General features: G+C 66.1%; 20 protein-coding genes. 9 read left to right on the top strand and 11 right to left on the bottom strand.

Annotation, left to right across the window (positions count from 1 at the left end; all coding sequences use genetic code 11):
- The first annotated feature begins 23 nt into the window (after positions 1-23).
- Positions 24-1,094 carry a tetratricopeptide repeat protein gene (locus ACYVKQ_RS12875; RefSeq protein ID WP_460675748.1) on the top strand — a complete coding sequence of 357 codons (1,071 nt, stop codon included), beginning with the start codon at positions 24-26 and terminating at the stop codon, positions 1,092-1,094.
- A 58-nt stretch (positions 1,095-1,152) separates the two neighbouring features.
- A complete protein-coding gene (locus ACYVKQ_RS12870; RefSeq protein WP_460675747.1) occupies positions 1,153-2,358 on the top strand; it encodes a tetratricopeptide repeat protein in 1,206 nt (401 codons plus the stop codon).
- A 100-nt stretch (positions 2,359-2,458) separates the two neighbouring features.
- On the opposite strand, the gene ACYVKQ_RS12865 is transcribed toward ACYVKQ_RS12870, so the two are convergent.
- From ACYVKQ_RS12865 to ACYVKQ_RS12845, 5 genes are all read right to left on the bottom strand, one after another.
- Positions 2,459-3,658 carry a threonine synthase gene (locus tag ACYVKQ_RS12865; RefSeq protein ID WP_460675746.1) on the bottom strand — a complete coding sequence of 400 codons (1,200 nt, stop codon included), beginning with the start codon at positions 3,656-3,658 and terminating at the stop codon, positions 2,459-2,461.
- Between the two features lie 109 nt (positions 3,659-3,767).
- The gene (locus ACYVKQ_RS12860; protein WP_460675745.1) at positions 3,768-4,676 is read right to left on the bottom strand and encodes a LysR family transcriptional regulator; all 909 of its coding nucleotides are present in this window, start codon (positions 4,674-4,676) and stop codon (positions 3,768-3,770) included.
- 4 nt (positions 4,677-4,680) lie between these two features.
- Positions 4,681-5,550, bottom strand: coding sequence for a M28 family peptidase (locus ACYVKQ_RS12855; RefSeq protein WP_460675744.1), 870 nt, complete (start codon positions 5,548-5,550; stop codon positions 4,681-4,683).
- Positions 5,551-5,709: 159 nt separating this feature from the next.
- Positions 5,710-6,483: a hypothetical protein gene (locus tag ACYVKQ_RS12850; protein ID WP_460675743.1), complete on the bottom strand. Its 774-nt coding sequence runs from the start codon at positions 6,481-6,483 to the stop codon at positions 5,710-5,712.
- Positions 6,484-6,703: 220 nt separating this feature from the next.
- Entirely contained in the window at positions 6,704-7,186 is a 483-nt protein-coding gene (locus ACYVKQ_RS12845) for a hypothetical protein (RefSeq protein ID WP_460675742.1), read from the bottom strand.
- A 99-nt stretch (positions 7,187-7,285) separates the two neighbouring features.
- On the opposite strand from ACYVKQ_RS12845, the gene ACYVKQ_RS12840 reads away from it, so the two are divergent.
- Positions 7,286-12,886: an alpha-2-macroglobulin family protein gene (locus ACYVKQ_RS12840; protein ID WP_460675741.1), complete on the top strand. Its 5,601-nt coding sequence runs from the start codon at positions 7,286-7,288 to the stop codon at positions 12,884-12,886.
- A 234-nt stretch (positions 12,887-13,120) separates the two neighbouring features.
- On the opposite strand, the gene ACYVKQ_RS12835 is transcribed toward ACYVKQ_RS12840, so the two are convergent.
- A complete protein-coding gene (locus tag ACYVKQ_RS12835) occupies positions 13,121-14,314 on the bottom strand; it encodes an IPT/TIG domain-containing protein (protein WP_460675740.1) in 1,194 nt (397 codons plus the stop codon).
- Between the two features lie 101 nt (positions 14,315-14,415).
- Here ACYVKQ_RS12835 and pbpC point away from each other — a divergent pair, with 101 nt between their 5' ends.
- On the top strand, positions 14,416-16,803 hold the full coding sequence (gene pbpC, locus ACYVKQ_RS12830; protein WP_460675739.1) for a penicillin-binding protein 1C: 2,388 nt from the start codon (positions 14,416-14,418) through the stop codon (positions 16,801-16,803).
- A gap of 95 nt (positions 16,804-16,898) precedes the next feature.
- On the opposite strand, the gene ACYVKQ_RS12825 is transcribed toward pbpC, so the two are convergent.
- Entirely contained in the window at positions 16,899-17,354 is a 456-nt protein-coding gene (locus ACYVKQ_RS12825; RefSeq protein ID WP_460675738.1) for a hypothetical protein, read from the bottom strand.
- 120 nt (positions 17,355-17,474) lie between these two features.
- Between ACYVKQ_RS12825 and ACYVKQ_RS12820 the strand changes: the two genes are divergently transcribed.
- From ACYVKQ_RS12820 to ACYVKQ_RS12810, 3 genes are all read left to right on the top strand, one after another.
- Positions 17,475-18,395 (top strand): alpha/beta hydrolase, encoded by a 921-nt coding sequence (locus ACYVKQ_RS12820; RefSeq protein WP_460675737.1) that lies wholly within the window; start codon positions 17,475-17,477, stop codon positions 18,393-18,395.
- 236 nt (positions 18,396-18,631) lie between these two features.
- Entirely contained in the window at positions 18,632-19,222 is a 591-nt protein-coding gene (locus ACYVKQ_RS12815) for a YMGG-like glycine zipper-containing protein (RefSeq protein ID WP_460675736.1), read from the top strand.
- An 82-nt stretch (positions 19,223-19,304) separates the two neighbouring features.
- Complete coding sequence (locus tag ACYVKQ_RS12810; RefSeq protein WP_460675735.1) at positions 19,305-19,763, top strand: YybH family protein; 459 nt, start codon at positions 19,305-19,307, stop codon at positions 19,761-19,763.
- A gap of 151 nt (positions 19,764-19,914) precedes the next feature.
- On the opposite strand, the gene ACYVKQ_RS12805 is transcribed toward ACYVKQ_RS12810, so the two are convergent.
- Positions 19,915-20,325, bottom strand: coding sequence for a DUF779 domain-containing protein (locus tag ACYVKQ_RS12805; RefSeq protein ID WP_460675734.1), 411 nt, complete (start codon positions 20,323-20,325; stop codon positions 19,915-19,917).
- A 289-nt stretch (positions 20,326-20,614) separates the two neighbouring features.
- The gene (locus ACYVKQ_RS12800) at positions 20,615-22,141 is read right to left on the bottom strand and encodes an aldehyde dehydrogenase family protein (RefSeq protein ID WP_460675733.1); all 1,527 of its coding nucleotides are present in this window, start codon (positions 22,139-22,141) and stop codon (positions 20,615-20,617) included.
- Between the two features lie 274 nt (positions 22,142-22,415).
- Between ACYVKQ_RS12800 and ACYVKQ_RS12795 the strand changes: the two genes are divergently transcribed.
- A complete protein-coding gene (locus tag ACYVKQ_RS12795) occupies positions 22,416-23,348 on the top strand; it encodes an AraC family transcriptional regulator (RefSeq protein ID WP_460675732.1) in 933 nt (310 codons plus the stop codon).
- Positions 23,349-23,367: 19 nt separating this feature from the next.
- A complete protein-coding gene (locus tag ACYVKQ_RS12790) occupies positions 23,368-23,973 on the top strand; it encodes a DUF416 family protein (RefSeq protein ID WP_460675731.1) in 606 nt (201 codons plus the stop codon).
- 40 nt (positions 23,974-24,013) lie between these two features.
- On the opposite strand, the gene ACYVKQ_RS12785 is transcribed toward ACYVKQ_RS12790, so the two are convergent.
- Together ACYVKQ_RS12785 and ACYVKQ_RS12780 are read right to left on the bottom strand one after the other, a co-directional pair.
- Complete coding sequence (locus ACYVKQ_RS12785; RefSeq protein WP_460675730.1) at positions 24,014-24,940, bottom strand: bestrophin family protein; 927 nt, start codon at positions 24,938-24,940, stop codon at positions 24,014-24,016.
- 71 nt (positions 24,941-25,011) lie between these two features.
- A complete protein-coding gene (locus ACYVKQ_RS12780) occupies positions 25,012-25,533 on the bottom strand; it encodes a GreA/GreB family elongation factor (RefSeq protein WP_460675729.1) in 522 nt (173 codons plus the stop codon).
- Positions 25,534-25,724: the final 191 nt, after the last annotated feature.

Genomic DNA, 25,724 nt, shown 5'->3' with positions numbered 1-25,724 from the left:
GCGGCGCGAAGCACCCCCAAGCCATGAGTGCGGATATCAGCTCTGCCGACCGCCAACGCCTGCGGGCCCTGTTTGGCCTCCGTCGTCCGGAGCTAGCCGAGCAGGCGCTTCGGCGGCTGCTGCAGCAACACCCGCAGTCGGTCTGGCTACACGGCATGCTCGCGTGGGCCCATTACCAGCAGGATCAATGGCCCGCCGCCCGCGAAGCGGCCGCCACGGCCGTGGCGCTGAACCCGGAATACAGCTACGCCCACTACTTGCTCGGGCTGGTTGCCTTGGCTGAAGGCCGGTTGGGGCTGGCCGCCGTCAGCCTGACCGAAGCCCGGCGCCTCGACCCGCTCGCGGCCAACTACCAGACCGCCCAAGGCATGCTGTACTACGCCCAGCAACGGTACGGCGAAGCCCTGGACGCGCTGGCGGAGGCACTGGCCCTTAATCCTACGGCCACCGATGCCTGGCGCTTTCGGCACGCGGCCCTGGTGGGCCTGGAACGCTACGCCGAGGCCGAACAAACGGCCCGGCAGTGGCTGCGGCTGGAGCCCCAGCACCACCTGGCGCAGCAGGCGGCGGGGCAGGCAGCCCTGCGCCGCAAAGATTACGCGGCCGCCCGGCAGCACCTCGCGGAAGCTCTACGCCTGCAACCGGATTGGCCGGGGGCCAAGCGCGACCTGGCGCAAGCCCTGAAGGGCCGATTCCGGCTGTGGCGGTGGCTCGACGCGGGCTACGAGCACATGCAGCGCCTGTACGAGCGCGGCCGACGCGGCAACGTGCTGGCATGGGTGGCGGTGCTGGCCGGCAGCGTGGTGGTGGCCTATCTTTGCGTACCGCTGTTGCTGCTGCACCTGGGGGTGTACCTGCGCTGGCGCCTCGATCCGCAGGTGCGGCACCTACTCCAGTCGTCCAAACGGAGGCGCTGGCTGAAGAAAACGGCGGGTACGCAGCGGGGCACGTGGATCTGGGTGCTGACCTTAAGCTCGCTGCTGGGCGGACTGATCTGCCTGCCCTTCAACGACACCTGGGGCTACCGGCTGTTGGGCCTGGGCTTGGTAGTAGGAATCATTGCGGAACGTTTCACCGATAAATCCGCCGACTAAAGGCGCCAGATTTCGGAACTTGCCACCGGGCAGCGCCACCGTCCCCTGCCTTTTGTTTATGCCCGCTTACTTGGATACCTCCCGCCTCCACCTGCTGCTGCAGCACAAGCGCCCCCACGACGCCGAGCAGGAGGCCCGCCGCCTGCTCACCGACGACCCCGAAAACGGTTACGTGCAGGCGCTGCTGGCCCTGGCGCTGCTGGAGCAGGACCGCCTGCCCGAGGCCCAGGAGGCGGCCCAGCGCGCCATTGCCGCCGAGCCCGAGTACAGCTTTGCCTACCACCTGCTCAGCGAAACGCACCGCCGCCAGCACCGCCTGCCCGAAGCGCTGGAAGCCATCGAGGAAGCCCTGGCCCTCGACCCGGAGGAAGCCATTTACCACCACGTGCTCGGGCTGATTCGGTTTCAGCAGGGGCAGCTGCAGGCCGCCCTGCGCGCCGCCGAGGCAGGCCTGGCCGCCGACCCCGCCAACGTGGACTGCCTGGGCCTGCGGGCGCGCTGCCTTTCCCGCCTGGGCCGCCGCGACGAGGCCGAGGCCAACTTTGACGAGGCCCTGCGCCAAAGCCCGACCGACGCGGGCACCTACGCCGACCTGGGCTGGGTGGCGCTGGAGCGCGGCCGGGCCAAAGACGCGACCGGGCATTTTCAGGAGGCGCTCCGGCTGAGCCCGACCATGGAGTACGCCCGCGAAGGCCTCGTGGCGTCGCTGAAAGCCCGTTACTGGCTCTACAACTGGTTTTACCGTTACGTAGTCTGGACGCAGACGCTGAGCAGCAGCACGCGGATGGGCATGTTTTTCGGCCTGTACCTGCTTTCCCGCTTCGTGCCAGTGCTGCTGCCGCTGTACTTGGTGCTGGTGTTCATGAGCTGGTTTGCCGAGCCCATCTTCAACTCCCTGCTGCGCCTGAACCGCCACGGCCGCCACGCCCTCAGCCCGACCGATACGCGCGACTCCAACCATTTCCTGGCTACGCTGCTGGGCGGGCTGGCCCTGCTCGGCGCCGGCGTGTACACCCACACCGAGGCACTGCAGGTGCTGGGGCTAGTGGGCCTGGCCCTGCTGTTCCCGCTGGTGGGCCTGCAGCGCGAAGTGCTGCCCGCGCGGCGCCGCCAGTCCATGTGGTACGGCAGCGCGCTGGCCCTGGTGGGCGTAGCGGCCGCCTTGCTCACCGGCCTCGGCCACGAGTGGGGCGACCTGCTCTTTAAGGCTTTCGGGTTTGGGTGGCTGGCCTACATCTGGCTGTTTGCCATCCGCAGCACCTGATTGCCTGAATACCTGACAAAAACGCCCTGCGGGGCCCGAACGAAGCAGTCTGGTCGCTTCGTTCGGGCCCCGCAGGGCGTTTTCGGGCCGCTGGAGGCGCTTACCCGGCATAGCGGCCGAGCACGTTTTCCAGGTATTTCTGGGCCGAGCCGGTGTTGAGCAGCAACAGTTGCTCGTGGGGTTGCAGCCAGCCCGTGGCCAGCAGCTGCCGGGCGGCCATCCACACGGCGGCGCCTTCGGGGGCCACAAACAGGCCTTCCAGGCGGGCCAGCTCGCGCATCCCTTCCACCATGTCGTCGTCGCTGATGCTCAGGGCGGTGCCCCCCGACTCGGCCAGCACCTGCAGCATCAGGGCCTCGCCCAGGGGGCGCGGCACGGCCAGCCCGTTGGCAATGGTGGCCCGGCCCTGGTAGTCGTGGCAGTTGGGCTGGCGGCCGGCCAGCGTTTCCACCAGCGGGCAGCAGTTTTCGGCCTGCACGGCCACCATGCGCGGCAGCTTGGCGTCGGCGGGCAGCCAGCCGAGGTCCTGCATTTCGCGCAGGGCCTTCCAGATGCCGATGAGGCCGGTGCCGCCCCCGGCCGGGTACAGAATGACGTCGGGCAGCTGCCAGCTGAGCTGCTCGGCCAGCTCGTAGCCCATGGTTTTCTTGCCCTCCAGCCGGTAGGGCTCCTTCAGCGTCGAGACGTCCAGCAGGTGGCCGTCGGCGTTCAGGGCGCGCACGCGGGCGGCGCAGTCGTTGATCAGCCCGTCGACGAGCTGCACGTCGGCCCCGTACCAGTAGCATTCCTCCTTGAAGGCCTGCGGCGTGTGGCGCGGCATGACCACGGTAGCGGGCAGGCCGGCTTTGGCGCAGTAAGCGGCCATGGCCACGCCCGCGTTGCCAGCCGTCGGGATGATGCAGCCCTGCGCGCCCAGCTCCTTGGCTTTCGACACGGCCATGCCCAGGCCCCGCGCCTTAAACGAGCCGGTGGGGTTCTGGCCTTCGTCCTTGAGCAGCAAGGAGCGCAGCCCGTACCGGGCGCCCAGCCGGCCCAGGGTGAGCAGCGGCGTCATGCCCTCGCCCAGGCTTACCTGGTTAGCTTCGTCGAGCAGGGGCAACATTTCGCGGTAGCGCCACATGGTGGCCGCACGCGTCAGCAGCACGCTTTGGGGCAGTTTTTCACTTTGCTGGTAGCGCGCGAGCAGCGGCACCGCGCAGCACGTGGAAACAGTTTGGGGACGGAAGGCGTCGTGCGGGGCGTGGCAGCGGCTGCACACCAGGGTACTTAGGCAGCTGGGGGTGTCAACGTCAATGAGCATAGCGGGCCGGGGTGTACTGGGCGGCATCCATACGGCGGAAGTCCACTTCCCCAAACGCCGGCAAGTAGGCCCTGGGTTATGCCCGGAGCAAATGGTAATTCGGCATAGTCTATTCCAGATTGGAATAGTAGCGCAGGGCAAACTGCATAAACTCCCGGAAGGGTGTGAGTTGCTCCGTACCCCGGCGCTGGATAAACTCGAAGTGTCGCGTCAGGTGCAGGTCGCGCACGGCCACCTCGGCCAGCTCGCCGGCGGCCAGGGCCCGGGCCACGGCCTGCCGGGGCAGAAAAGCCAGCACGTGGTCGTCGACGCGCACGAAGTTCTTCAGCGCCTCGGTACCGCCCAGGCGCACCTGCACTCGCAAGTCGGCCAGGCGCACGCGCTGCGCCAGCAGGGCCTGCTCCAGCACGGCCAAGGTGCCCGAACCGGCTTCGCGCAGGGCCAGGGGCACGTCGTAGAGGTCGGCCACGTGCAGCACGCGGTGGCGCAGCGGGTTGCGCGCCGAGCACACGGCCACCACGTCGTCGGTGAGCAGCGGGGTGTAGGTGACGTGGCTGACGCGGTGAATGCCCTCGATGACGCCCAAGTCGATTTCGTGCTCCAGCAGGGCCTTCAGGATGTTCTCGCTATTGCGGTTTTTGAGCGTGAGTTGGGTGTGCGGGTTCTGCCCCAGGTAAGCCGACAGCACAGGCGGCAGCACGTACAGCGACACGGTGGTGCTGGCCCCGATGACCATGTGGATGCCGGGCGTGAAGCGCGGGCTCAGGGCAGCCATTTCCTGCCGCAGCTCGGTTTGCAGCTGCTGGACCTGCAGCAGCTTGCGGTACAGCAGCTGGCCGGCGGGCGTGAGGGCCACCGCGTTGCCGAGCCGCTCGAATAGCCCGACTTTGTAGTATTCCTCCAGCGCCTTCACTTGCTTGCTCACCGCCGACTGGCTCAGAAACAGGCTCTGGCCGGCCTTGGTGAAGCTCAGCCGCCGCGCCACCTCCAAAAATACCTCGTGCTGGGACGACAGCATGGCCCTACTCCGTTGCCAGGCCCACGATGGCCGCCACGGCCCCATTTACCACCTCCGCCATCCGCCGAAAGTCCAGGGTGTCGATGGTATCGGAGGGCAGGTGGTAATGGGGGTTGCGCAGAAACGACGTGTCGTTGAGCATCACCGCGCGGTGGCCGTAGTGCCAGTAGTTGCGCTGGTCCGAGAGGCCCGCGAGGCCCGCTTTGGCGGGCAGGTTGATGCGCTGCACGTCCACGTCGGCAGCGGTTTGCATCAGGCGCTGTACGCGCTCGGCAAAGGCCTCCTGCCCGGTGCAGCCCACCACCGTGATGAAGTTGCCGGTGCTGGGGTAGTGCTTGGCCAGCTCCTCGTTGGGGAAGCGCTGCGAGCCGGGCTCGTCGCGGAAATAGCCGATCATCTCGTAGCAGATCATGGCGTGCACCGGCACTCCGGCTTGGTGCAGGGCCTTGGCGTGGATGGCGCTGCCCATGTACTCGCTGGCGAAGTAGGGCGGCTCTTCGTTGGGGTAGGCCACCAGCTCCACGCAACGCTTCAGTGTGGGCTGCAGGGCCTGCAGCAGCCGGGCCGTTTCGAGCAGGCCGGCCACGGCCGAGGCGTTGTCATCGGCGCCGGGCTGCTCGCCGCACACATCGTAGTGCGCGCCCACCACCACGCGCTCGGCATCGGGCGGCCCGAAAAAGGTCATCACGTTGCGGTACTGCCGGCCGTCGGCTTTGAAGGGCTGCTCCTGCACCGGCAGGCCGGCCTGCTCAAACCCGGCGCGGATGTAGTCGGCGGCCTGGTTGAGCGAGGTCAGGTTGCGGTAGTGGCGGGCCGGCTGCAGCTCGGTCAGAAACTTAACGTCGGCGTAAAGGCGGTCCTGGTCGGCGCGCATGCGGGAGGAGGCTGATGGGCAGGCTAAGCTATACGATAAGCGCTTACCTGCGGCCACCCCCGCGCTGCTCATCCGGCTGGTGGCATAAAACCGACTTCCCCAGCCGCATCAGTTGCACCTGGTTTTTCCCGAATCAGCCCGCCGGCGCGGCTACTGCCGCTACTGCACCTTGGCTAGTTGCTGCTGCAGGGAGTTGGCGTAATCCACGAGCCGGGCCATGTGGAAGCTGTCGGTGTACTGCAGGCGGTGGTCCCGGGCGTACTGCTCGATCAGTTCGGCTTCGGCCGGAAAGTACGCCAGCAGGTCACGCTTGGGCTTGCGCAGCGCCACAATCTGGCCTTGCGGCGTGGCTAGGTACAGCAGTTCGCGCACATCGGTATAAGACAACGACATGCTCTGGTAGCGGGGCGCGTAGCCCATGGCACCGCCGGTGTACTGGTCGGCGATGGGCAGGGCCCGCTGCACCAGCTGCTGGCGGCGCAGCAGGATTACCGGGCCGCCATTGAGCCGTTCAAAAAAGGCCGGAGCGGCCGCCGCGTTGTAGTCCCGGTCGTGGTTCCAGGGGTACACCAGAAACGGCCGGGCGCGCTGCACATCGCGCCAGCGGCGGCGCAGGCGCTGCGGAGCCGCCGCCGGGTTGCCGTACACGCTTGCGGGCAGGCGGTCGAAGCGCATGATTTCGTGGCGTACGGCAAAGGTGCGCACGGCCAGCGCCGGCACGGTGCGCACGGTGTTGTCGGGCATCGTTATCAGCAGCAGATCGGCCTCCTGGTGCAGCGCCAGGGAGCCGCGCAGGGTGTCGCCGCTGGTGAGCACCACGGTGCTCTGGGCAAACTCCTGCATCATCACCGGCCGCTGGCTCTGGCCCCAGGCTCCCACCGGCAGCACGCCGGCCAGGAGCATTCCCTGCAAGAAGCGTAAAGGCTGTTTCATGACCGGAGGCTGGCTGATCTAAGCTAACGAAACGTAGCGGGCCGCCAACGAGTTGGGCCGCGCATGGGACTTCTAAAATAACACCGAAACGCCGGGCAAGCAAGCCCAAGGGGCAGCAGTTGCCCAGTAATTGCGACGTACCCAGCCCGGTGCGGGGCTGTTGAAAAGGCGGCCCTGGAAACGAGAGCCTGCCAAGTCACGAAGAATTGCAGCGGCGATTTCAGAACACGTGGATTTCGCGCAGCTCCAGGGTGAGGTAATCAGGGTAGCGAAGCACGTCAAACGCAGCCGTCAAATCACTCCAAAAGCCGTTCAGCGGCAGCGCGTACCAGATTTCACCCACGATGATAACTCCTGTTCGGTGGGGATGGTCGTAGGGCTCTTCTTCCGCCGTTATCTCCTGGTAACGGCTAGCATCGCCTGCCCGAAATTGTGCTGTTGCTATTGGCGTAACCCGATAACCCTCAGCCTGCTCTTTTCGCTCTTCGATCAGCCCATACCCGTAAATCAACTCCCGTATCAATTCAGGGGTCCATCGCTCAGGAGTATCCTCGTATTCCAGGCTGTGCTCGGTAAACGCATAGGCCTTTTCGTACTCTTCCCGGGCCAGCATTTCTACCCAAGCTTCCACGGCGCTCAGAAGCTCAGCCGCGTCAGCCTGGAGCGTAAAACGAACCGGTGTTGAAATTGATACCTCTTTCATAACGCCGAAATTACCTTGCGGTGGCCTAACCAGCCGCACTTGTTCAGCCCGGTTTTTCTCTACCTTTCCGGCCGCCGCCACCCCTCCCCTATCCCCGTTATGCCTACCCCCCGACTGCTCCGCCTGCCGCTGCTGGTGCTGCTGGCTATGCTATGCGCGTGCTCGAAAAACGGCGCCGACGACGCGGCCGCCAGCCCCGACGGCGAGGAAATCGACCCGTACGAAAACCTGGTCTTCAGTTTTGATGAGCCGGTGGCCGCGCCCGCCCAGCTCAGCCGCTGGGACACCACGCAGTACCTGCAGTTTGAGCCGTCCGTGCGCGGGCGGTTTATGTGGACCTCGGAGCGGGAGCTGGTGTTTGCGCCGGCCGAGCCCTTCCGGCCCAGCACGGCCTTCAAGGCCGAATGGCGCAAAAAGGCCCTGCCCGCCACCCAAACCAAAACGCCCGAGCTGAAGCGGACCCGCTTCCACACGCCCTACCTCGACCTGGGCACGCCGCAGGTGTTCTGGACCGCCGGCGAAACGAGTGGCGCGCCCCAGGTGCGCCTGAACGTGGTGTTCAACTACCCCGTGCGCCCCGACGAGCTGCGCAGCCACCTGCGCCTGTCGGCCAACGGGCAGGTGCTGCCCTTCGAGGTGGTGTCGAAAGAAGCGGACCGCACGCTGGGCGTGCTGCCCACGCAGCCGGTGGCCGCGGGCAGCGCCGTGCAGATTGATGTGCTGCCGGGCTTGCTGCCGGTGGGCGCCGAAGCCCCGGCCGAGGTGCAGAACGGCGACGCGGCGGGCCAGGCCAACGCCCGCAAGCTCTCGGCCGCCGTCACCGTGCCCGACCCGCAGGACCTGCAGGTGCGCGAGCTGACGGGCACCGTGGTGGACGGCGAGCCGGTGGTGAACCTGCTGCTGAATCAGCCCGTGGACGCGGCGGCCGTGCAGCCGCTGATTACGGTGCAGCCCACGGTGGCCTACACCGTGGAAAGCCTGGAAAACGGGCTGCAGCTGCGCGGCGGCTTCGAGGAAGGCAAAACCTACACGGTGAGCGTGCAAAGCGGCCTGCGCGGGCAGTTTGGCGGCGAGCTGCAGCGCGCGTTCAGCCAGGCCGTATCCTTCAGCGACGAGCGGCCCAGCCTGAGCTTCGCCCACGGCGACAAGGCCATGTACCTCGGCGCGGCCGGCCTGCGCAACCTCGGGCTGCGCATCAACGAGGTGGAAAAGGTGCGGGTGAGCATCTACAAGGTGTACGCCAACAACATCCGCGAGCTGCTGTGCTCCGGCCAGCAGTACGGCTACGACGAAGGCAGCGAGGACGGCGGCGACTACGAAGAGGGCGGCGAATACGTGGACCGCAGCTACAACTATTACAACACGGCCGATTACGGCAGCCTGCTCACCGAGCGCACCTACACCACCGCCGGCCTGCCCAAGCAGGGCGCGCTGCGCCTGCTGCACCTCTCGCTGCAGGACCTGGAGTTCGGCAACCAGCTCAAGGGCCTGTACGTGGTGCGCGTGCAGGACCCCGAGCGCACCTGGCTGCAGGTTTCCAAGCTGGTGATGGTCTCGGACCTGGGCGTGGTGGTGAAGCAGGGGCCGCAGGGCGCCACGGTGTTCGTGAATTCGCTGCGCACGGCCAAGCCCGTGGGCGGGGCCGCGGTGCGCTTCATCAGCCTGAACAACCAGACCATGTTTCAGGGCGCCACCAACGCCCGCGGCGTGGCCCAGATGGGCGCCGTGGGCGACACCCTGCTGGCCCGGCGCTTCCGCCTGGGCGCGGTGATGGTGCAGAGCGGCCAGGACTTCACCTTCCTCGACCTGGAGCGCAGCCGCGTGGAAACCTCGCGCTACGACGTGGGCGGCCTGCAAAGCAACGCGGCCCGCTTCCAGGCCTTCCTCTACGGCGACCGGGACCTGTACCGCCCCGGCGACACCGTGCGCACCAACACCGTGGTGCGCACCGACGACTGGCGCCTGCCCGGCGCGGTGCCCATGAAAATCCGGCTGCTGCTGCCCACCGGCAAGGAGTACGCCAGCTACCGCCGCACGCTGAGCAAGCAGGACGGCTCGTTCGAGGCGCAGTTTGTATTACCCCCGGCCATCATGACCGGCCTCTACACGCTGGAAGTGCTGACGGGCAACGACGTGCTGCTCACGTCGCAGAAAATCAGCGTGGAGGAATTCATTCCCGACCGCCTGAAGGTGAGCGTGACGGCCGCGCCGAAAGTGGTACGGCCGGGGCAGACGGTGCAGGCCACGGTGCTGGCGCAGAACCTCTTCGGCCCGCCGGCCACCGACCGCAAAGTGGAAGTGGAGTTTTCGCTCAAGCAGAAGCCCTTCGCCCCGAAAGACTACGCCGGCTACGCATTCAGCCTGGAAAGCGGCACCGAGCGCCGCGGCTCCTACGGCGAGGAGGGCAGCGAGTCGTCGCTGAACGAGCGGTTTGAGAAGGCCGTGCGCGAAACCCGCACCGACGAGCAGGGCCGCGGCACCGCCGCCTACGAAGTGCCCGATTACCGCGACCTGGGCACGCTGGAGGGCACGGCCTTCGCCACGGTGTTCGACGAAACCGGCCGGCCCGTCAACCGGCTGGCCACTTTCGAGGTGCGCACCCAGCCGGTGCTCTACGGCGTGCAGCGCCTGCCCGAGCTGCTGAGCACCCGGCAGCCCGCCACCATCCGCGTGGTGGCCCTCACGCCCGAGGGCAAGCCCGCCCGGCAGGCCGCCGAGGTGCGCGTGGTGCGCCTGCTCTGGGAAACCGTGCTGGAGCGCCAGGGCGGCCGCTACGTGTACCAGTCGCAGCGGCGGCAGGAAACGCTGCTGACCAAAACCGTGCAGGCCGCCCCCACCGGCGAGCTGACGTTTACGCCCACTTACTCGGGCGAGTACGAGGTGCGCGTGGCCCGGCCCGGCGCCGCCACCTACGTGGCCAGCCGCTTTTACGCCTACGGCTACGGCGACACGCAGAGCAACGCCTTCGAGGTGAGCAACGAGGGGCAGGTGGAAATCGAAGCCGACAAGGCCAAGTACCAGCCCGGCGACAAAGCCACCTTGCTGCTCAAGACGCCCTTCCCCGGCCGCGTGCTGGTGACGGTGGAGCGCAACCGCGTGTTCGAGCACTTCTACGTGGATACCGACGAGAAATCGGCCCGCGTGACGGTGCCCATCACCGCCGCCCACGTGCCCAACGTGTACGTGACGGCCACCGCCATCCGGCCCATTTCGGCGGACAGCAAGGTGCCGCTGACGGTGGCCCGGGGCTTCGTGCCGCTGACGGTGGAAAAGCCCGGCACGCATTTGCCCGTTGCCATCAAGGCCCCGGCCCAGAGCCGCTCCCAGACCTGGCAGACAGTGGAGGTGCAAACCAAGCCCGGCGCGGCCGTTACCCTGGCCGTGGTGGACGAGGGCATTCTGCAGCTGAAAAACTACCAGACCCCCGACCCCTTCGGCTACTTCTACCAGAAGCGCGCCCTGGAAGTCTCGGCCCACGACGTGTACCCCTTCCTGCTGCCCGAGCTGGGCACCAGCTCCTCGGGCGGCGACGGCTACGACCTCGCGCGCCGCACCACGCCCGTGCCCTCGCGCCGGGTCCAGCTGGTGGCCCGCTGGAGCGGCCTCAAGCGGGCCGACGACAACGGCCGGGTGCAGGTGCGCGTGCGCGTGCCGCAGTTCAGCGGCGCCCTGCGCCTGATGGCCGTGGCCTACACCGGCGACGCGTTCGGCTCGGCCGACCACACCATGCGCGTGGCCGACCCGGTGGTCATCAGCACCGCCCTGCCCCGCTTCATGAGCCCTGGCGACACGATTGACGTTAGGATTACCTTGACAAATACAACCAATAGGGAAATTATCGGCTTGGCTGGCTTTGTAGCGACAGGCGTAAATGAAAACTTCTCTTTGGATTACGAACTGACCAGACAAATCAGCAAAGGCCCCCTTGCTTCATTGAATCCTGACGTTCCGACGCCGCACTCTTACGCTGGGGCTAGGGCTCTTATCCCTTCACTGAGCCTAAAACCAAATGCAGAAACCGTAGTGAGAGGACGAATTGTGGCAAAATCCATTGGCACCGGGAAGGTGTTGGCTGGAATCAAGGTGGGCAAGGAAACCTTCACCGAAACCATCGAAATACCCATCCGCCCGGCTTCGCCCCTGCAGATGCGCACCGGCGGCGGCACGGTGGCGGGCGGTAAGACCCAGGCGCTGGATTTGCGCACCGATTTCCTGCCGACTTCGCAGCGCAGCCAGCTGGTGCTGAGCCGCTCGCCCATGACAGAGTTCAGCAAGGATTTGCGCTACCTGCTGCAGTACCCCTACGGCTGCCTGGAGCAAACCGTGTCGGCGGCTTTCCCGCAGCTGTATTACCCCGACCTGGCCGCCACGCTGGGCCAGACCAAGAAAGCCCAGCGCTACAACCCCAACTACCACGTGCAGGAGGCCATCCGCAAGATTGAGAGCATGCAGCTCTACAACGGCGCCCTCAGCTACTGGCCCGGCGGCGACTACGACAACTGGTGGGCCACGGCCTACGCCGCGCACTTCCTCTTCGAGGCCAAGCGCGCCGGTTTCGCCGTCAACCAGGGCATTCTGGACAAGGTGATGCGCTACCTGCAGTACCGCATCCGCAAGCGCGAAACCGAGGAGTACCAGTTCATGGACGTGAACAACATCGCCCGGCAGAAGACCATTGCCAAAAAGGAAATTGCCTACTCGCTCTACGTGCTTGCCCTGGCCGGCAAGCCCGACCCGGTGGCCCTGAACTACTACCGCGCCAACCAGCGCCTGCTCGCCCAGGACTCGAAGTTCGTGCTGGCCAGCACCAGCGCCTTATCGGGCCAGACCAAGGGCTTCCGCGACCTGCTGCCGCGCTCCTTCTCCGAGCCCGCCGCCCGCCGCGCCCTCGACGGCTCGTTCTACTCCCCGGTGCGCGACCTGGGCCTGGCCCTGAACACCCTCATCGAAGCCGACCCGAACAACCCGCTGGTGGCGCAGATGGCCCGGCAACTCTCGCGACAGGTGAAGCAGGCCGGCTGGCTAAGCACCCAAGAGCGCGCCTTTGCGCTGCTGGCCCTGGGCAAAGTGGCCAAGCAAAACCGCAACAGTACCGTGACGGCCACCCTGGCCGAAGCCGGCGGCCAAGTGCTGGGCCAGTACAAAGGCCCGCAGGACCTCTCGGTAAACAACGTGGCGGGTCGTCGCCTGCGCCTGCAGACGCAGGGCACGGGCAGCCTGTACTACGCCTGGACGCTGGAAGGCATTTCGCCCACCGGGCAGGTGCGCCAGGAGGATCAGTACCTGCAGGTGCGCCGGCAGTTCTTGGACCGAACCGGCGCGCCGCTCGGCCGGGCCGAGTTCCGCCAGAACGATTTGGTGGTGGTCAAAATCACCCTGCAGGCCGCCGACGCGGCCGGCGAGGTGCCCAACGTGGCCATTACCGATCTGCTGCCGGCCGGCTTGGAAATCGAAAACCCGCGCATCGGGGCGGTGCGCGACCTGACCTGGGCCACCGACGCGGCTACGCCCGACTACCTGGACGTGCGCGACGACCGAATCAACCTCTTCACCACCGCCACCACCCAGCCCAAGCACTTCTACTACCTGGCCCGCGCCGTGTCGAAGGGCACGTTCAAGCTCGGCCCGGTGAGTGCCGACGCCATGTACAACGCCGAGTACCACAGCTACAACGGAGCCGGCGTGGTGCGGGTGCGGTAGCACCAGCCGGGTTGGCCGGGCGGATCCACCGCCCGGCAGGTACGAAAGCAGTAACGGCCGCAAACGGGTGTCAGCGCCCGATTCGCACGTTGAAACAGACCCAAAACGGCTGTCGGCCCTCGTTCTGGAACGGGGCCGACAGCCGTTTTTTGTGCGGGCGGCGTTGGCTTGGGCAATCGAGGCGCTGAGGACGGCCCGTAGCGGCCGGGGCGGTAGCCATTCAGCCGCTCACGGTTACTGCGGCGAAAACTCCCAGAACTGGTTGTAGAGGCCGTTGCCCACGTCGCGGCCGCGCAACACGTAGCCCTTGCCGGGGGCACTCAGATGCACTTTGCCGGTAAAAATCAGGGGCTCAAAGTCCGCCTCGCGCGCCCAGGTGTTGGTGGCGGGATTGTAGGCGTAGAGCATGTTGCCGCCCATGGCGTACCCTTTACCACCCGCCGTGAAGCCGTTCGGTTCGTAGTTGGTCACGGGCAGGTCGGCCTTGCGCGTCCAGCTGTCGGCCACGGGGTCGTACTCCCAGAAATCGGTCAGCAACGCCGAGCTCGTGCCGGTGTCGCCGCCGCCCAGGTAGCCCTTGCCGCCGAGCGAGAAGTACGTGGACAGGTAGCGCCCGGCGCCCGGGAAGCTGCGCTTGCGCGTCCAGGTGTTGGCGGCGGGGTCGTACTCCAGCACACCCTTCGTGTACTTATCGGTATCGACAAGGTAGCCCCGGCCGTTCAGCCCAAACACGGCGCCGTGGTGGGCGTTGATGCGCCCCGGCGAGCTGCGGTGGCTCCACTGGTCGGTAGCGGGGTCGTAGCGGTAAAAGCGGATTTCATCGACCGGGTAGTTGTACAGGTACACGCCCACGTAGGCGTAGCTGCCCGCCACAAAGCTCAGCAGCTCGCCCGCGCGGGAGCTTAAGGCCACTGTCCCGACCGGGTGAGGAGCTTTCGGGACCCAGGTGTTGGCGGCAGCGTCGTAGGCCCACAGCTCGTTGGTGCCGGGCACCATCGCGTAGGTTTTGCCCGCCAGCGTAAACCCGGTGCCGTACATGCCCGCGCCGCCGGGGAAGTCGGCCTTGCGCGTCCACCGCCCCGATACCACCACGAAAGATTCGTGGGTGGTTTCCGCCTGCTTGTGCACCGTCAGGGTGAGCGGCCCGGTGGCCGCGTTGGGGGGTACGGTTACCTTTAGCGTGTCGAGGGGCGTGCCTTTGCGCACGAAGCTGGCTTTGGCTTCGCCGGCAGTAAATTTGACGACGTTGTTGGCCGGCGTCGCGCTGAAGCTGCTGCCCAGAATGGTAACAGTGGCACCCGGCGCGGCCGCCTGAGGCGAAAACCGCAATACGCGCGGGGAAGCCAGGTTTTCGGGCTGTTCGTCGTTACGGCCCCGGCAGCTTGCCACTACTAGCAAAGGCGCTGCGGCCAACAGGATTCGGTTCATATATTTATGATGGTGAGCACCGCTAATTATTCTGTTCATAAAGGTAGCAACCGTATCAAGTTTGCGGTGCGTTTTCTGGCTTTGCGGCCGCTCAATCGGGTATGCGCCAGCTGCTAAGCCCCTTCCTTCGCGCCACCCGGCCCGGGGTGCGGTGGCTGCGGGCCGGGCTGCTGAGCCTGGTAGTCGTGCTGGCCGTGGCCCTGAGCCTGAATTGGCTGTTTCCCCTGCCCCCGGTGCCGCCCTACTCCCCCGTAGTGCTGGCCGCCGATGGCGCGGTGCTGCACGCCTACCTCTCGCCCGACCAGAAGTGGCGCCTGGCGGCCGAACTGCGCGACATAACCCCCACCCTGCGCCGGGCGCTGATTGCCAAGGAAGACCGGTGGTTTTACTACCACCCCGGCATCAACCCGGTGGCGCTTCTCCAGGCGGCCGGTCGCAACCTGCGGGGCACGGGCCGGCGCACCGGGGCCAGCACCATCACCATGCAGGTGGCCCGGCTGCTGGAGCCCAAACAGCGCACCCTGGGCGGCAAGCTGCAGGAAATGCTGCGGGCCCTGCAGCTGGAGGCGCATTACTCCAAGGACGAGATTCTGCAGCTGTACCTGAACCTGGTGCCCTACGGCTCGAACGTGGAGGGCGTCAAGTCGGCCGCGCTGCTGTACTACGGCCAGCCCCCGCACTACCTGTCGCTGGCCCAGACGGTCACGCTGACGGTGGTGCCCAACAACCCCACCGGCCTGGCTCCCGACCGCCACAACGCCCGCCTGCTGCGGGCCCGCAACGCGTGGCTGCGCCGGCTGGGCTCCCGCGGCGTGTTTCCGGCCAAAGACATCGAAAACGCGCTGCTGGAGCCCTTGCTGGCCCGCCGCCGCGCCGCGCCGCAGCTGGCGCCCCACCTCTCGCGCCGGCTGGTGCAGGAATGGTACCGGCAGCCGGCCACGGGCCGGGCCGCCAGCGCGTCGGCCGGCGGGCTTTACTCCACGCTGGTGCGGGGCAAGCAGGCCAAAGCCGAGGACCTGACCCGGCAGTACGTGCGCCGCCTCGCGCCGCTGGGCATCAGCCAGGCGGCCGTGCTGGTGGTGAATAACCGCACCCGCGCCGTGGAAGCCTACGTGGGCTCAGCCGACTTTGGCGACGCGGCCGCCCAGGGCCAGGTCGACGGCATTCGGGCCATCCGCTCGCCGGGCAGTACGCTGAAGCCCTTCCTGTATGCCGTGGCCCTGGACCGCGGTCTGGTCACGCCCAAGCGGGTGCTGCCCGACGTGCCCACCAGCTTCGGCGGCTTCCGGCCCGAAAACTTCGACAAGCGCTGCAACGGCGAGGTGACGCTGGAACGCTCCCTGGCGTACTCGCTCAACATCCCGGCCGTGCACGTGCTGCAGCAGGTGGGCGTGGGCCACTTCACCGGGCAGCTGCAGCGGGCGGGCTTCCGCACCGTGGCCCGGCAGGCGCCGCAGCTGGGCCTGAGCACCATCCTGGGCGGCTGCGGTGCCACGCTGGAAGAGCTGACGGGCCTGTACGCCACGCTGGCCACCGGCGGCCGCTACGAGCCCCTGCACCTGACCCAACCGGGTCGCGCCGCGACGGCGCCAGCCCAACTAGTGTCCGAATCGGCCGCGTTTCTCGTCACCGATATTCTTTCCCAGCTCGTGCGGCCCGATTTGCCCGTGGGCTACGAAAACTCGCTGCGCCTGCCGCGCATTGCCTGGAAAACCGGCACCAGCTACGGCCGCCGCGACGCGTGGAGCATCGGCTACAACCGCCACTACACCATCGGGGTGTGGGTGGGCAACTTTACCGGGCAGGGCGCCCCCGCCCTCACCGGCACCGACGTGGCCACGCCCCTGCTCTTCGACCTGTTCAACGCGCTGAGCTACAACGACGGCGGCGAGTGGTACGCCCCGCCCGCCGGCCTCGACTTTCGCCTCGTGTGCCCCGTTAGCGGGCAGGTCCCGGGCGCGCACTGCCCCGACCAGGTCATGGATTACTTTCTGCCCGGCGTGTCGGACGTGCGCCGCTGCGAGCATCAGCAGGAGGTGTTTGTGGCCGCCGACGGGGCCGTGAGCTATTGCCGCGCCTGCCTGCCCGCGGCGGGCTACCGGCGGGTACTCTTCCCCAATTTCTCGCCCGAAGTACTGGCCTTCAAGGCCGCGCAGGGCCTGCCCCACGCCGTGCGCCCCCCGCACAACCCAGCTTGCACCTTGGTGCGCGCCGCCGACGCCGCGCCCGATCAGGCCCCGCGCATTCTCTCGCCCACGCCTAACGCCGAGTACGTGCTCGACCGCCACGACTCGCAGCAGCTGCAGCTGCGCTGCGCCGCCTGGAGCGACGTGCGGCAGGTGTACTGGTACGCCAACGACCAGTTTGTGCGGGCCGCCGCGCCCACCGAGGCCGTGTTCATCCGCCCCGCCGCCGGCCTGTTGAAGATATCCTGCGCCGACGACCACGGCCGCAACACCAACGTGCAGGTGCTGGTGGAGCACCTGTAGAGGCCGACCAGGATGTGTGCCGGTGCGCCGCCCAAGCGGCCGCGGCGCCTGCCCGGGCTACGTGCCGAAACCCTACGGCAGCAGTGCTGCGCCAGCTACCAACCGCCGCCGTCCGGGCCTACGCCTTGCAGCGCGGCTTCGCGGCGCTGGGCCGTGAGTAGCCACTCGGTGGCTTCGCCTTCCTGGCTGGCGTAGTGCAGCCTGTAGGGCAGCGGGTCGTCGTCGGCCAGCTCGGTACGGCGCAGGCTCTCGGCATCCACGAGGTGCAGGGGCGACACGAGGTAGCTGAAGTACAGGCGCCCGCCCAGGCGGTGCGCGGTCTGGGGCGCAAACTCGTCGAACACCCAGCGCGTGACCACCGGGCTGGAGCTGGGCCGGCGGCGCGCGTCGAGCAGCCAGTAGCGGCACTGGTGCGCGTCCACCTGCTCCAGGTGATGGAAAAGGCGGCGAATCTCATCGTCGGTGGTGGCGCTCAGCCAGCGGACTACCAGAATGTGCAGATCGGGGCGGTAGGAAAGCTCGACGAGCGGAGACGGGGCGGAAAGGCGCATGCGGGCACAACGGGAAACTGCGGCTGCATACGCAGCCGGCCGCGCCCAGTTGGGCTTCGCGGGCGCGGCACATTCAGTTGAAACGCACTCCGCTATCTTCGGCAGGTAATGCGACTCGTTATGCGCCTTCTGCTTTCTGCTTTCGTTGTTTGCGCGGTATCGGCTACGCGGCTTTCGGCCCAGAGCGTGGAGCCGCTGTACGTGGGCACCGTGCCCAACTCCAAGCCCAGCGAGGTAAAGGAAACCAGCGTGACGCTGGCCAACGGCGGCGTGCGCATCTCCAACGTGGTGCAGCCCACGCTGACGGTGTTTCGGGCCCCCAGGGACAAAGCCAACGGCACGGCCGTGGTGGTGTGCCCCGGCGGCGGCTACGCCCGCCTTTCCATCGACCACGAGGGCTACGACGTGGCCCGGCGGCTTACCGAAATGGGCATCACGGCCTTCGTGCTGAAGTACCGCCTGCCCAACGAGCAAACCCAGCCCGACAAAACCACGGCTCCGCTGCTGGATGCCCAACAGGCCCTGCGCCTGGTGCGGCAGCGGGCGGCCGAGTTCGGCGTGAACCCGGCGCGCGTCGGCATCCTGGGTTTTTCGGCCGGCGGGCACCTGGCCAGCACGGCCGGCACGCACTTCGCCCAGCCGCTCGGGGCGCCGAAGGACAACATTTCCGTGCGCCCCGACTTTCAGGTACTGCTTTACCCCGTCATCAGCTTTTCCGACAGCCTGATGCACGCCGGCTCGCGCACCAACCTGCTGGGCCCGGCACCCGCTGCCGAGCAGATCCGGCTGTACTCCAACGAGCTGCAGGTGACGCCCCAGACGCCACCCACCTTCCTGGTGCACGCCGCCGACGACAAGACCGTGAAGGTGCAGAACAGCCTGCGCTTCTACGAGGCCTGCCTGCACCACGGCGTGCCGGTGGAAATGCACCTGTACCCGCAGGGCGGCCACGGCTTCGGGCTGCACAACAAGACCACCAAGGACGACTGGATGGGCCGTCTGCAGAACTGGCTGGATGCCGGCGGCTGGCTGACCCGATAAAATATTTCAACCGGCCATTTCCTTCGCCAAAAAGCCCCTGCAAATGCGTTTTCAGGGGCTTTTTGGCAATATCCAATGTTGCTAATGCACCAGCTTTGGGCGCTGTGTAACCTTCTTTCCACCGCCTCAGTTTAGGGTTGTGTATCCGGTTTTGGCACAGTGCTTGCAAAACACCAAACAGAACTCGGAAACAAATTTTGGTACTGGTTCGCCGAACCTTTAATTGAGACACAGCCATGAAAAAGCTCCCGTATATCTTCAGCCTGATGCTGGCCCTGGTGATTCTGATGCAGTCGGTTTCGGTGCAGGCCCAGGATGGTAAAGTAAGCCCGCAGGCCAAAGGCGCCATCATCGGTGGCCTCGGTGGCGCCGCTGCCGGTGCCATCATCCACAAGCGCAACCGCGTGGTGGGTGGCGCAGTAGGGGCCGCCGCTGGTGCCGGTACCGGTTACATGATCGGCCGCAACATCCAGAACAAGAAGAAAGCCCAGGCCGCCGAGGCCGCCCGCGTAGCCGCCGCCAACCGCGCCGCCCGCGCCGAGCGCAGCGCCGCCGCCGCCCGTGCCGAGCGCAACGCCCTGGCCCGCCGCGCCGAGGCCGCCGAGCAGAAAGCCGCTCTGGCCCAGGCTGGTCAGCTGCCGCAGCAGCAGGCCTTGCAGCCCCAGGGCCAGTATCCGGCTATGGCCACCGGTTTTGCCGCCGCTGGCACCCCGGCCATGCTCTACAACACCAGCAACACGATGGCTGGCGCTTACCTGCCGAACAACTCCTACGGCGACCGTTCGACCCCGTACGCTTCTTCGGAAGTACGTCGTAAGAGCTGGTAAGCAGCCCGCTGCTATCTTCCCCCGAAAACCCAGGCCTTCGGGCTTGGGTTTTCGCTTTCCCTACCCCAACCAAACCCGTTCCATGAAAGCATTTGCATCCGTTCTGCTTGCTTCCGCCCTCGCCGCGGCGTGTACCAAAACCGCCGAAACCCCGGCTGTGAACGTGCAGACCCTCAACCAGCAGTTCATCAGCGCCTGGAACTCGCGCAACGCCATTCAGCTGGATACTTTGCTGGCCGACGACGTGCACTTCCTGCAGGGCGAAGCCCACTACCAGGGCAAGTCGGAGGTGTCCGATAAGTGGGTCCGCGCCACGATGGGCACCATCGAGGACCTGCGCCTGCGCGTGGTCAGCTCCGGCAACGACGCGACCACGGCCTACGAAGGCGGCACCTACTCGGTAGACGTGCTGCCCGCCGGCCCTGGCCAGCCCGCCGGCGAAGGCGAAGGCAACTTTATCCTGCTCTGGAAAAAGAACCCCAAGGGCCTCTGGAAGCTCAGCTACGCGCAGCTCGAAGGCCTGCCGGTGAAAGCGAAGTAATTGTCCGCCGCTTTGCGACGCGAAACGCCCCGATGACCGGAGTCATCGGGGCGTTTCGCGTTTTAGCACCTTGGCCGGTATGTACACAGCTATTGCGGAGCGTTTTGAGAGCGAAGAAGCCGCGGCACAGCTTTTAAACTCTCCGCTGAGCCTACTCCTCGCTTCCCTGCGGGTACTCCTCCCCGTCGTACACCGGGGCCATGTGCTGCTCTTCCTGCTCGGTAAACAGCCGGGAGCGAATCAGAAAGCGCACGCCCAGCGGGATTTCCAGCGAAAAGCTCGCGCCGCGGCCCTTGGTCACGTCGACGGTCAGCTGGGTGTGCTTCCAGTATTCGAACTGCGCGCTGCTCATGAAAAAGTCGCAGCCGTGGATGCGGCCCAGCCACACATCGTTGCTGCCGACCTTGAACTCCCCGGCCGGGAAGCACATGGGCGACGACCCGTCGCAGCAGCCGCCGCTCTGGTGAAACATCAGCGGGCCGTGCGCCTCGCGCAGCACGTCGATGGTGGCTTCGGCGGCCGTGGTCACGAGCACGCGGGGGGTAGGTTCAGGCATTGGCATGGGTTCAGGTGGGTTGAGATGGCAGCAGGCACTTATGGGCTGTTCAATGCGCAACAGGCCGCGCCACCGCCACGGGAAGCGGCACGGCGCGGCCTGCGGCGGCAGCACGCGAAACAAGCAACGCGGGGCGTTTTACCGGCCGGGCCGGGTGCGTCCCCACGGAATTTGACGCGCACCCTGGCCCCGACCGGTAACAGCGCGCCCCCACGCGCTGTGTGAGGTGGTGATTTAGTGACTTAGTGAAGTGCCGTTCTGAATTTCGCTGAGTCGCTAAATCACTAAATCACCATTAGAAGAAGCCCAGCTTCTGCTGGCTGTAGCTGATGAGCATGTTCTTGTTCTGGCGGTAGTGGTTGAGCATCATCTTGTGATTCTCCCGCCCGAAGCCCGACTTGTGGTAGCCGCCGAAGGGCGCGCCGGCCGGGTAATGGTGGTAGCAGTTGACCCACACGCGGCCCGCTTCGATGGCGCGCGGTACCTGGTACAGCTCGTGCGCGTCGCGCGTCCACACGCCCGCGCCGAGGCCGTAGAGCGTGTCGTTGGCCATGGCTATGGCTTCCTCGGTGGTCTTGAAGGTGGTCACGGACACGACCGGTCCGAAAATTTCCTCCTGGAAGATGCGCATCTTGTTGTGGCCCCGGAAAATGGTCGGCTGGATGTAGTAGCCCTCGGCCAGCGCCCCGTCTTCCTGGGCGTAGGCGTCGCCGCCCACCAGCACCTCGGCGCCCTCGGCCTTGCCGATTTCCAGGTAGCTCAGGATTTTCTCGAACTGGTCGTTCGAGGCCTGCGCGCCCATCATGGTTTCCTTGTCGAGCGGGTTGCCGAGCTTGATGGCCTTCACCCGGGCAATGACGCGCTCCATGAACTCGTCGTAGATGTCTTCGTGCACCAGCATGCGCGAGGGGCAGGTGCACACCTCGCCCTGGTTCAGGGCAAACATCACGGCGCCTTCCACGGCCTTGTCGAGGTAGTCGTCGTCGGCGTCCATCACCGACTTGAAGAAGATGTTCGGCGACTTGCCGCCCAACTCCATGGTCACCGGAATGATGTTTTCGGAGGCGTACTGCATGATGAGGCGGCCGGTGGTCGTCTCGCCGGTGAAGGCCACCTTGTTGATGCGCGGCGACGAGGCCAGCGGCTTGCCCGCTTCCAGTCCGAAGCCGTTCACGACGTTGAGCACCCCGGCCGGCACCACGTCCTGAATCAGCTCCATGAGCACCATGATGGAGGCGGGCGTCTGCTCGGCGGGCTTTACCACCACGCAGCAGCCGGCGGCCAGCGCGGGCGCGATTTTCCAGGTGGCCATCAGCAGCGGGAAGTTCCACGGAATGATCTGCCCCACCACCCCGATGGGCTCGTGCACGTTCAAGGACACGGTCGTCTCGTCGAGCTCCGACACGGAGCCTTCTTCGGCCCGAATTACGCCGGCGAAGTAGCGGAAGTGGTCGACGGCCAGCGGCAGATCGGCCGCGAGGCACTCCCGGATGGCTTTGCCGTTTTCCACGCACTCCACGGCCGCCAAGTGCTCCAGGTTTTGCTCGATGATGTCGGCAATCTTGAGCAGAATGTTGCTGCGCGTGGTGGCCGAGGCGTGCTTCCAGGTCTTGAAGGCCTCGTGCGCCGCGTCGAGGGCCAACTCGATGTCCTCCTTGGTGGAGCGCGCCACCTTCGTGAAGGCCTTGCCGTCGATGGGCGACAGGTTATCGAAGTACTGTCCTTTGACGGGTGCTACCCACTTGCCGCCGATGAAGTTGTCGTAGTGGTCCTTGAACTGGGGGCGGGCAACCAGGGTGGAGGTTCTTTCTAGCGTTTCCATGCGGATGGGAATGGGTTGTGGTTTCGATAGCCCAATCTCCCTGTATTCTGCTCCAAAACGCTGTCTTATCCTCTCAACAAACTCACCGATTGTCGCAACTTAGTAAGTACTTGCTCACCGGACATAAATGAGCGTAATTCCGCCCACCACTGCCCTTAGCTTGCCCCGCTTCGGCCCGTACGCCGGCCCGGCCGGCGCAACCAAGTGCCTGCTTTCGGGTTGGTTACCTAAATTAGGAGTCCGCGTTTTCGTTTCTGGCTTACCCCCCGCCCCCATGAGCCGAACCCTCTTGCCCACGCCCATCGCCCTGAACCGCCCAGCCGACCTGACGACGCTGGTCGAGCACCGCACGGTGTACTCGCTCAACGCCTTCGAGCTAAACATCTTCGAAACGCACCAGCAGGCTGCCCGCGTGCCCCTGAACCTGGGTTCCTTGGTGCTGACCACCATGCTGCGCGGCAAAAAGGTGATGCACCTGCCGGGCCGCGAGGCGTTTGAGTACCTGCCAGGCGAGTCGGTCATCGTGGGCGAGCAGCAGACCATGGAAATCGACTTTCCGGAGGCCGACGAGCAGAACCCGACCCAGTGCTTGGCGGTGGCCATTCCGGCCGACACCATCCGCGCGACCATCGATTTGCTGAACGAGCGGTACCCGCGCGTGGAGGAGCACCAGCCCTGGCAACTGGACGACCGTGATTACGCCCACCTGCACAACACGCCTGAGCTGACGGGCACGCTGGAGCGCATCATCCGCGTGTCGCAGGAGGATACCGGCGCCAAGGACGTGCTGGCCGGCTTCACCCTGCAGGAGCTGCTGGTGCGCCTGATGCAGACGCAGGCCCGCAAGCTCATTTTCGACCATTACGCTCAGCACCTGACCTCCCACCGCTTCGCCCACGTGGTGCAGTACATCAAGCGCAACCTGGCCGAACCCCTGCCGGTGGAGAAGCTCAGCGAAATGGCCTGCATGAGCAAGGCCACGTTTTTCCGCCTGTTCAAGCGCGAGTTTGGCCTCACGCCGGTGGAGTACATCATTCAGGAGCGGCTGAAGGAGGCCAAGCGCCTGCTGCGCCACCCGCTGAGCACCGTGGCCGAGGTGTGCTACCGCGCCGGCTTCAACAACCCGGCCTACTTCCAGAAGCTGTTTCGCAAGCACGAAGGCCTTACGCCGGGCCTCTACAAAAAGCAGCAGGGCGTCATCGGCTGATCCGGGCTAGCTTTGCGGCATGGCCGACGACCTCGACACCCTGATTTATAGCTTATCGGACAAGCAGAAAGCCGTGTTTGCCGGCCTGCTCTGCGAGCGGCTGCTGCCGCAGTACGAGGCGTTTTGCCAAGCTGTAGGCTGGGGCAGCCCGGCCGTGTACGAGCGCGGCGTGGAGCTGCTCTACAACTCCGGCCTGGGCGAGTTTCACCGGTCGGAGGCCGCTTCGCTGCTCGAAAAGCTGGAGCTGGTCACGCCGGCGCTGGCCGAATTTGACCACCCGCTGACGTCGTTTGCGCTGGACGCCTGCATCGCCCTGCACGAGGCGCTGCAGTTCCTCGTCGATCAGCAGGAAACGCACATCAGCAACGGCGCCACCGCCACCCTGGACAGCGTGGAGCTGTTCGTGCAGGAATACCGCCGGCTCAGCCCCGACCAGCGCGGTTTCGACGCCACGGTGGCCGCCGACATGTTTATGCAGGCCGAAAAAGCCCGGCAGCACCGGCTACTCGACGCGCTGCTCAGCGTCCACGAGTTCGATGCAGCCAGCATCCACGCGCTGCGCCGGCTCAACGGTAGCGGCGGCATCATCGACGTGGCGCGGCTGCCACAACGCCCCACCTATTGACCTGCTCAAGTACACGACCGTTCCTGTCACCTGGGGTCGGTCAAAACACCACGCTGTAGGGCGCGTCGGCAATGGCTATTTTCTCTTCGGCCAGCTTCACACCTAATATTTCGTGCACGTTCACCCGGATGCGGTTGGCCATCTGGGTCAGCGGCAGGTCGTTGCTGTCCTTGCCGAAAGGGTCCTCGATTTCGTCGCCGATCATTTCCACGCCCAGCAGGGCGAAGGCCCCGAACATGGTGATGGGCACCATAAAGTAGCCGTACGTGGAGAGCAGTACCAGCGGCATCACCACCAGAAACACCGTGATGAAGGCCTTGATGAAAAAGCTGTAGGAGAACGGAATGGGGGTTCTCTGAATCCGTTCGCAGGCGCCGGTCACGTCCAGCAGGGCCTCGTGGTGGCGCTGAATGGCCAGCAGGTGCACCGGCAAAATCAGGTCTTGGCGCAGCAAGTCCTCGTAAAACTCCTGCAGGGTGGCTGCCAGCAGGGAGGGCACATGCCCGGATTGGCGCAGCCCCTCCATGAATTCGGGGCCCAGGTCTTCCAGCTTTTCAAAGCGCACGCCCCCGCGCAGGTGGCCGTCGAGGGCCATCGGGAAGTTGGAAAGCAGCTTGGCGAGGTGAAAACGGTTGACGTGGTCGGTGGCGGGCAGGCGCGCGTGCAGCAGCACGGCCAGGTTGCGGCAGTTGTTGATGAGCTGCCCCCATTGCCGACGGCCTTCCCAGAACCGGTCGTAGGCGGTGTTGGTGCGGAAAGCCAGCAGCAGGCTGAGCAGGATGCCCAGCAGCGAGAAATACTGCGGGTCGACGGTGAACTTTACCTGCATTACCCCGCGCCCCAAGATGGCCACGGCCGTGCCGTAAAGCCCCGAGAGCAGCACCCGGTGCAGCAGCTTGCGGATGATGGACGACTTGTGCAGGTGGCGGAAAGCGTCCCACCAGTCACTTGACTTGTAAACAATCATGGGCTACACACGGGGCGAAAGCGGCCCCACGGGCAAAGCTACGCCGGGCGCCCAAATCCCCGGACCCGCCGCTAGCCGCCGTAGCTGATACCGGTCACCTCCACGGTTTCCTCGCGCGTGCCCAGGTGCAGCGGCACGGTTTGCCCCAGCTTGGCGCCGAGCACCGCCCGCGCAATGGGCGCCACAAAGGCCACTTTACCCTCGGCCACGGAGGCCTCGTCCACGCCCACGATGGTGAAGCGCCGCTCCGTACCCGGCTTGCCCCCGCTGCGGGTGCGCAGCGTTACCGTCGCTCCGAAGCGGATTTCGTCGGCTGGCTGCTGGCGCGGGTCCACCACCTTGGCGCTGGCAATGCGGGCGCTGAGCAAGCTGAGCCGGCCGTTGAGCAGGCTCAGCTGCCGGGTGCGGTCCGTGTCGTTGTCGCGGTTGGCCTCCACCTGGGCGCGCTCGGCTTCCAGCGCCTCCAATTCCTCGCGCAGCAGCTCCAGTCCCCGCGGCGTGACGTAGTTGGGCGTGTTTGGGGGCAGGGCTGCCCGGGGGGGTATGATGGGCGGCTGTTGCGAGTCGTCTTCTTTTACAAAACCTCGGCTCATGGGTGTTCAAACGTAGCCGCCAATAATTTGTGGCGCATGCCTACCATTAACCTGCTGCCGGCCGTGGCACCCGCAGCAGTCGTTTCGGGCGACGCCCACCCAAGCCGCAGCGGATTGTCCGGCAGCCTTGTTACCCGTACGTATCATTCCCGCCCTACAGGCAGCCTATGGCCGAAGCACACAAGCAACCC

The organism is Hymenobacter coalescens (assembly GCF_054783195.1).
This window is presented reverse-complemented; position numbering and strand designations above follow the sequence as displayed.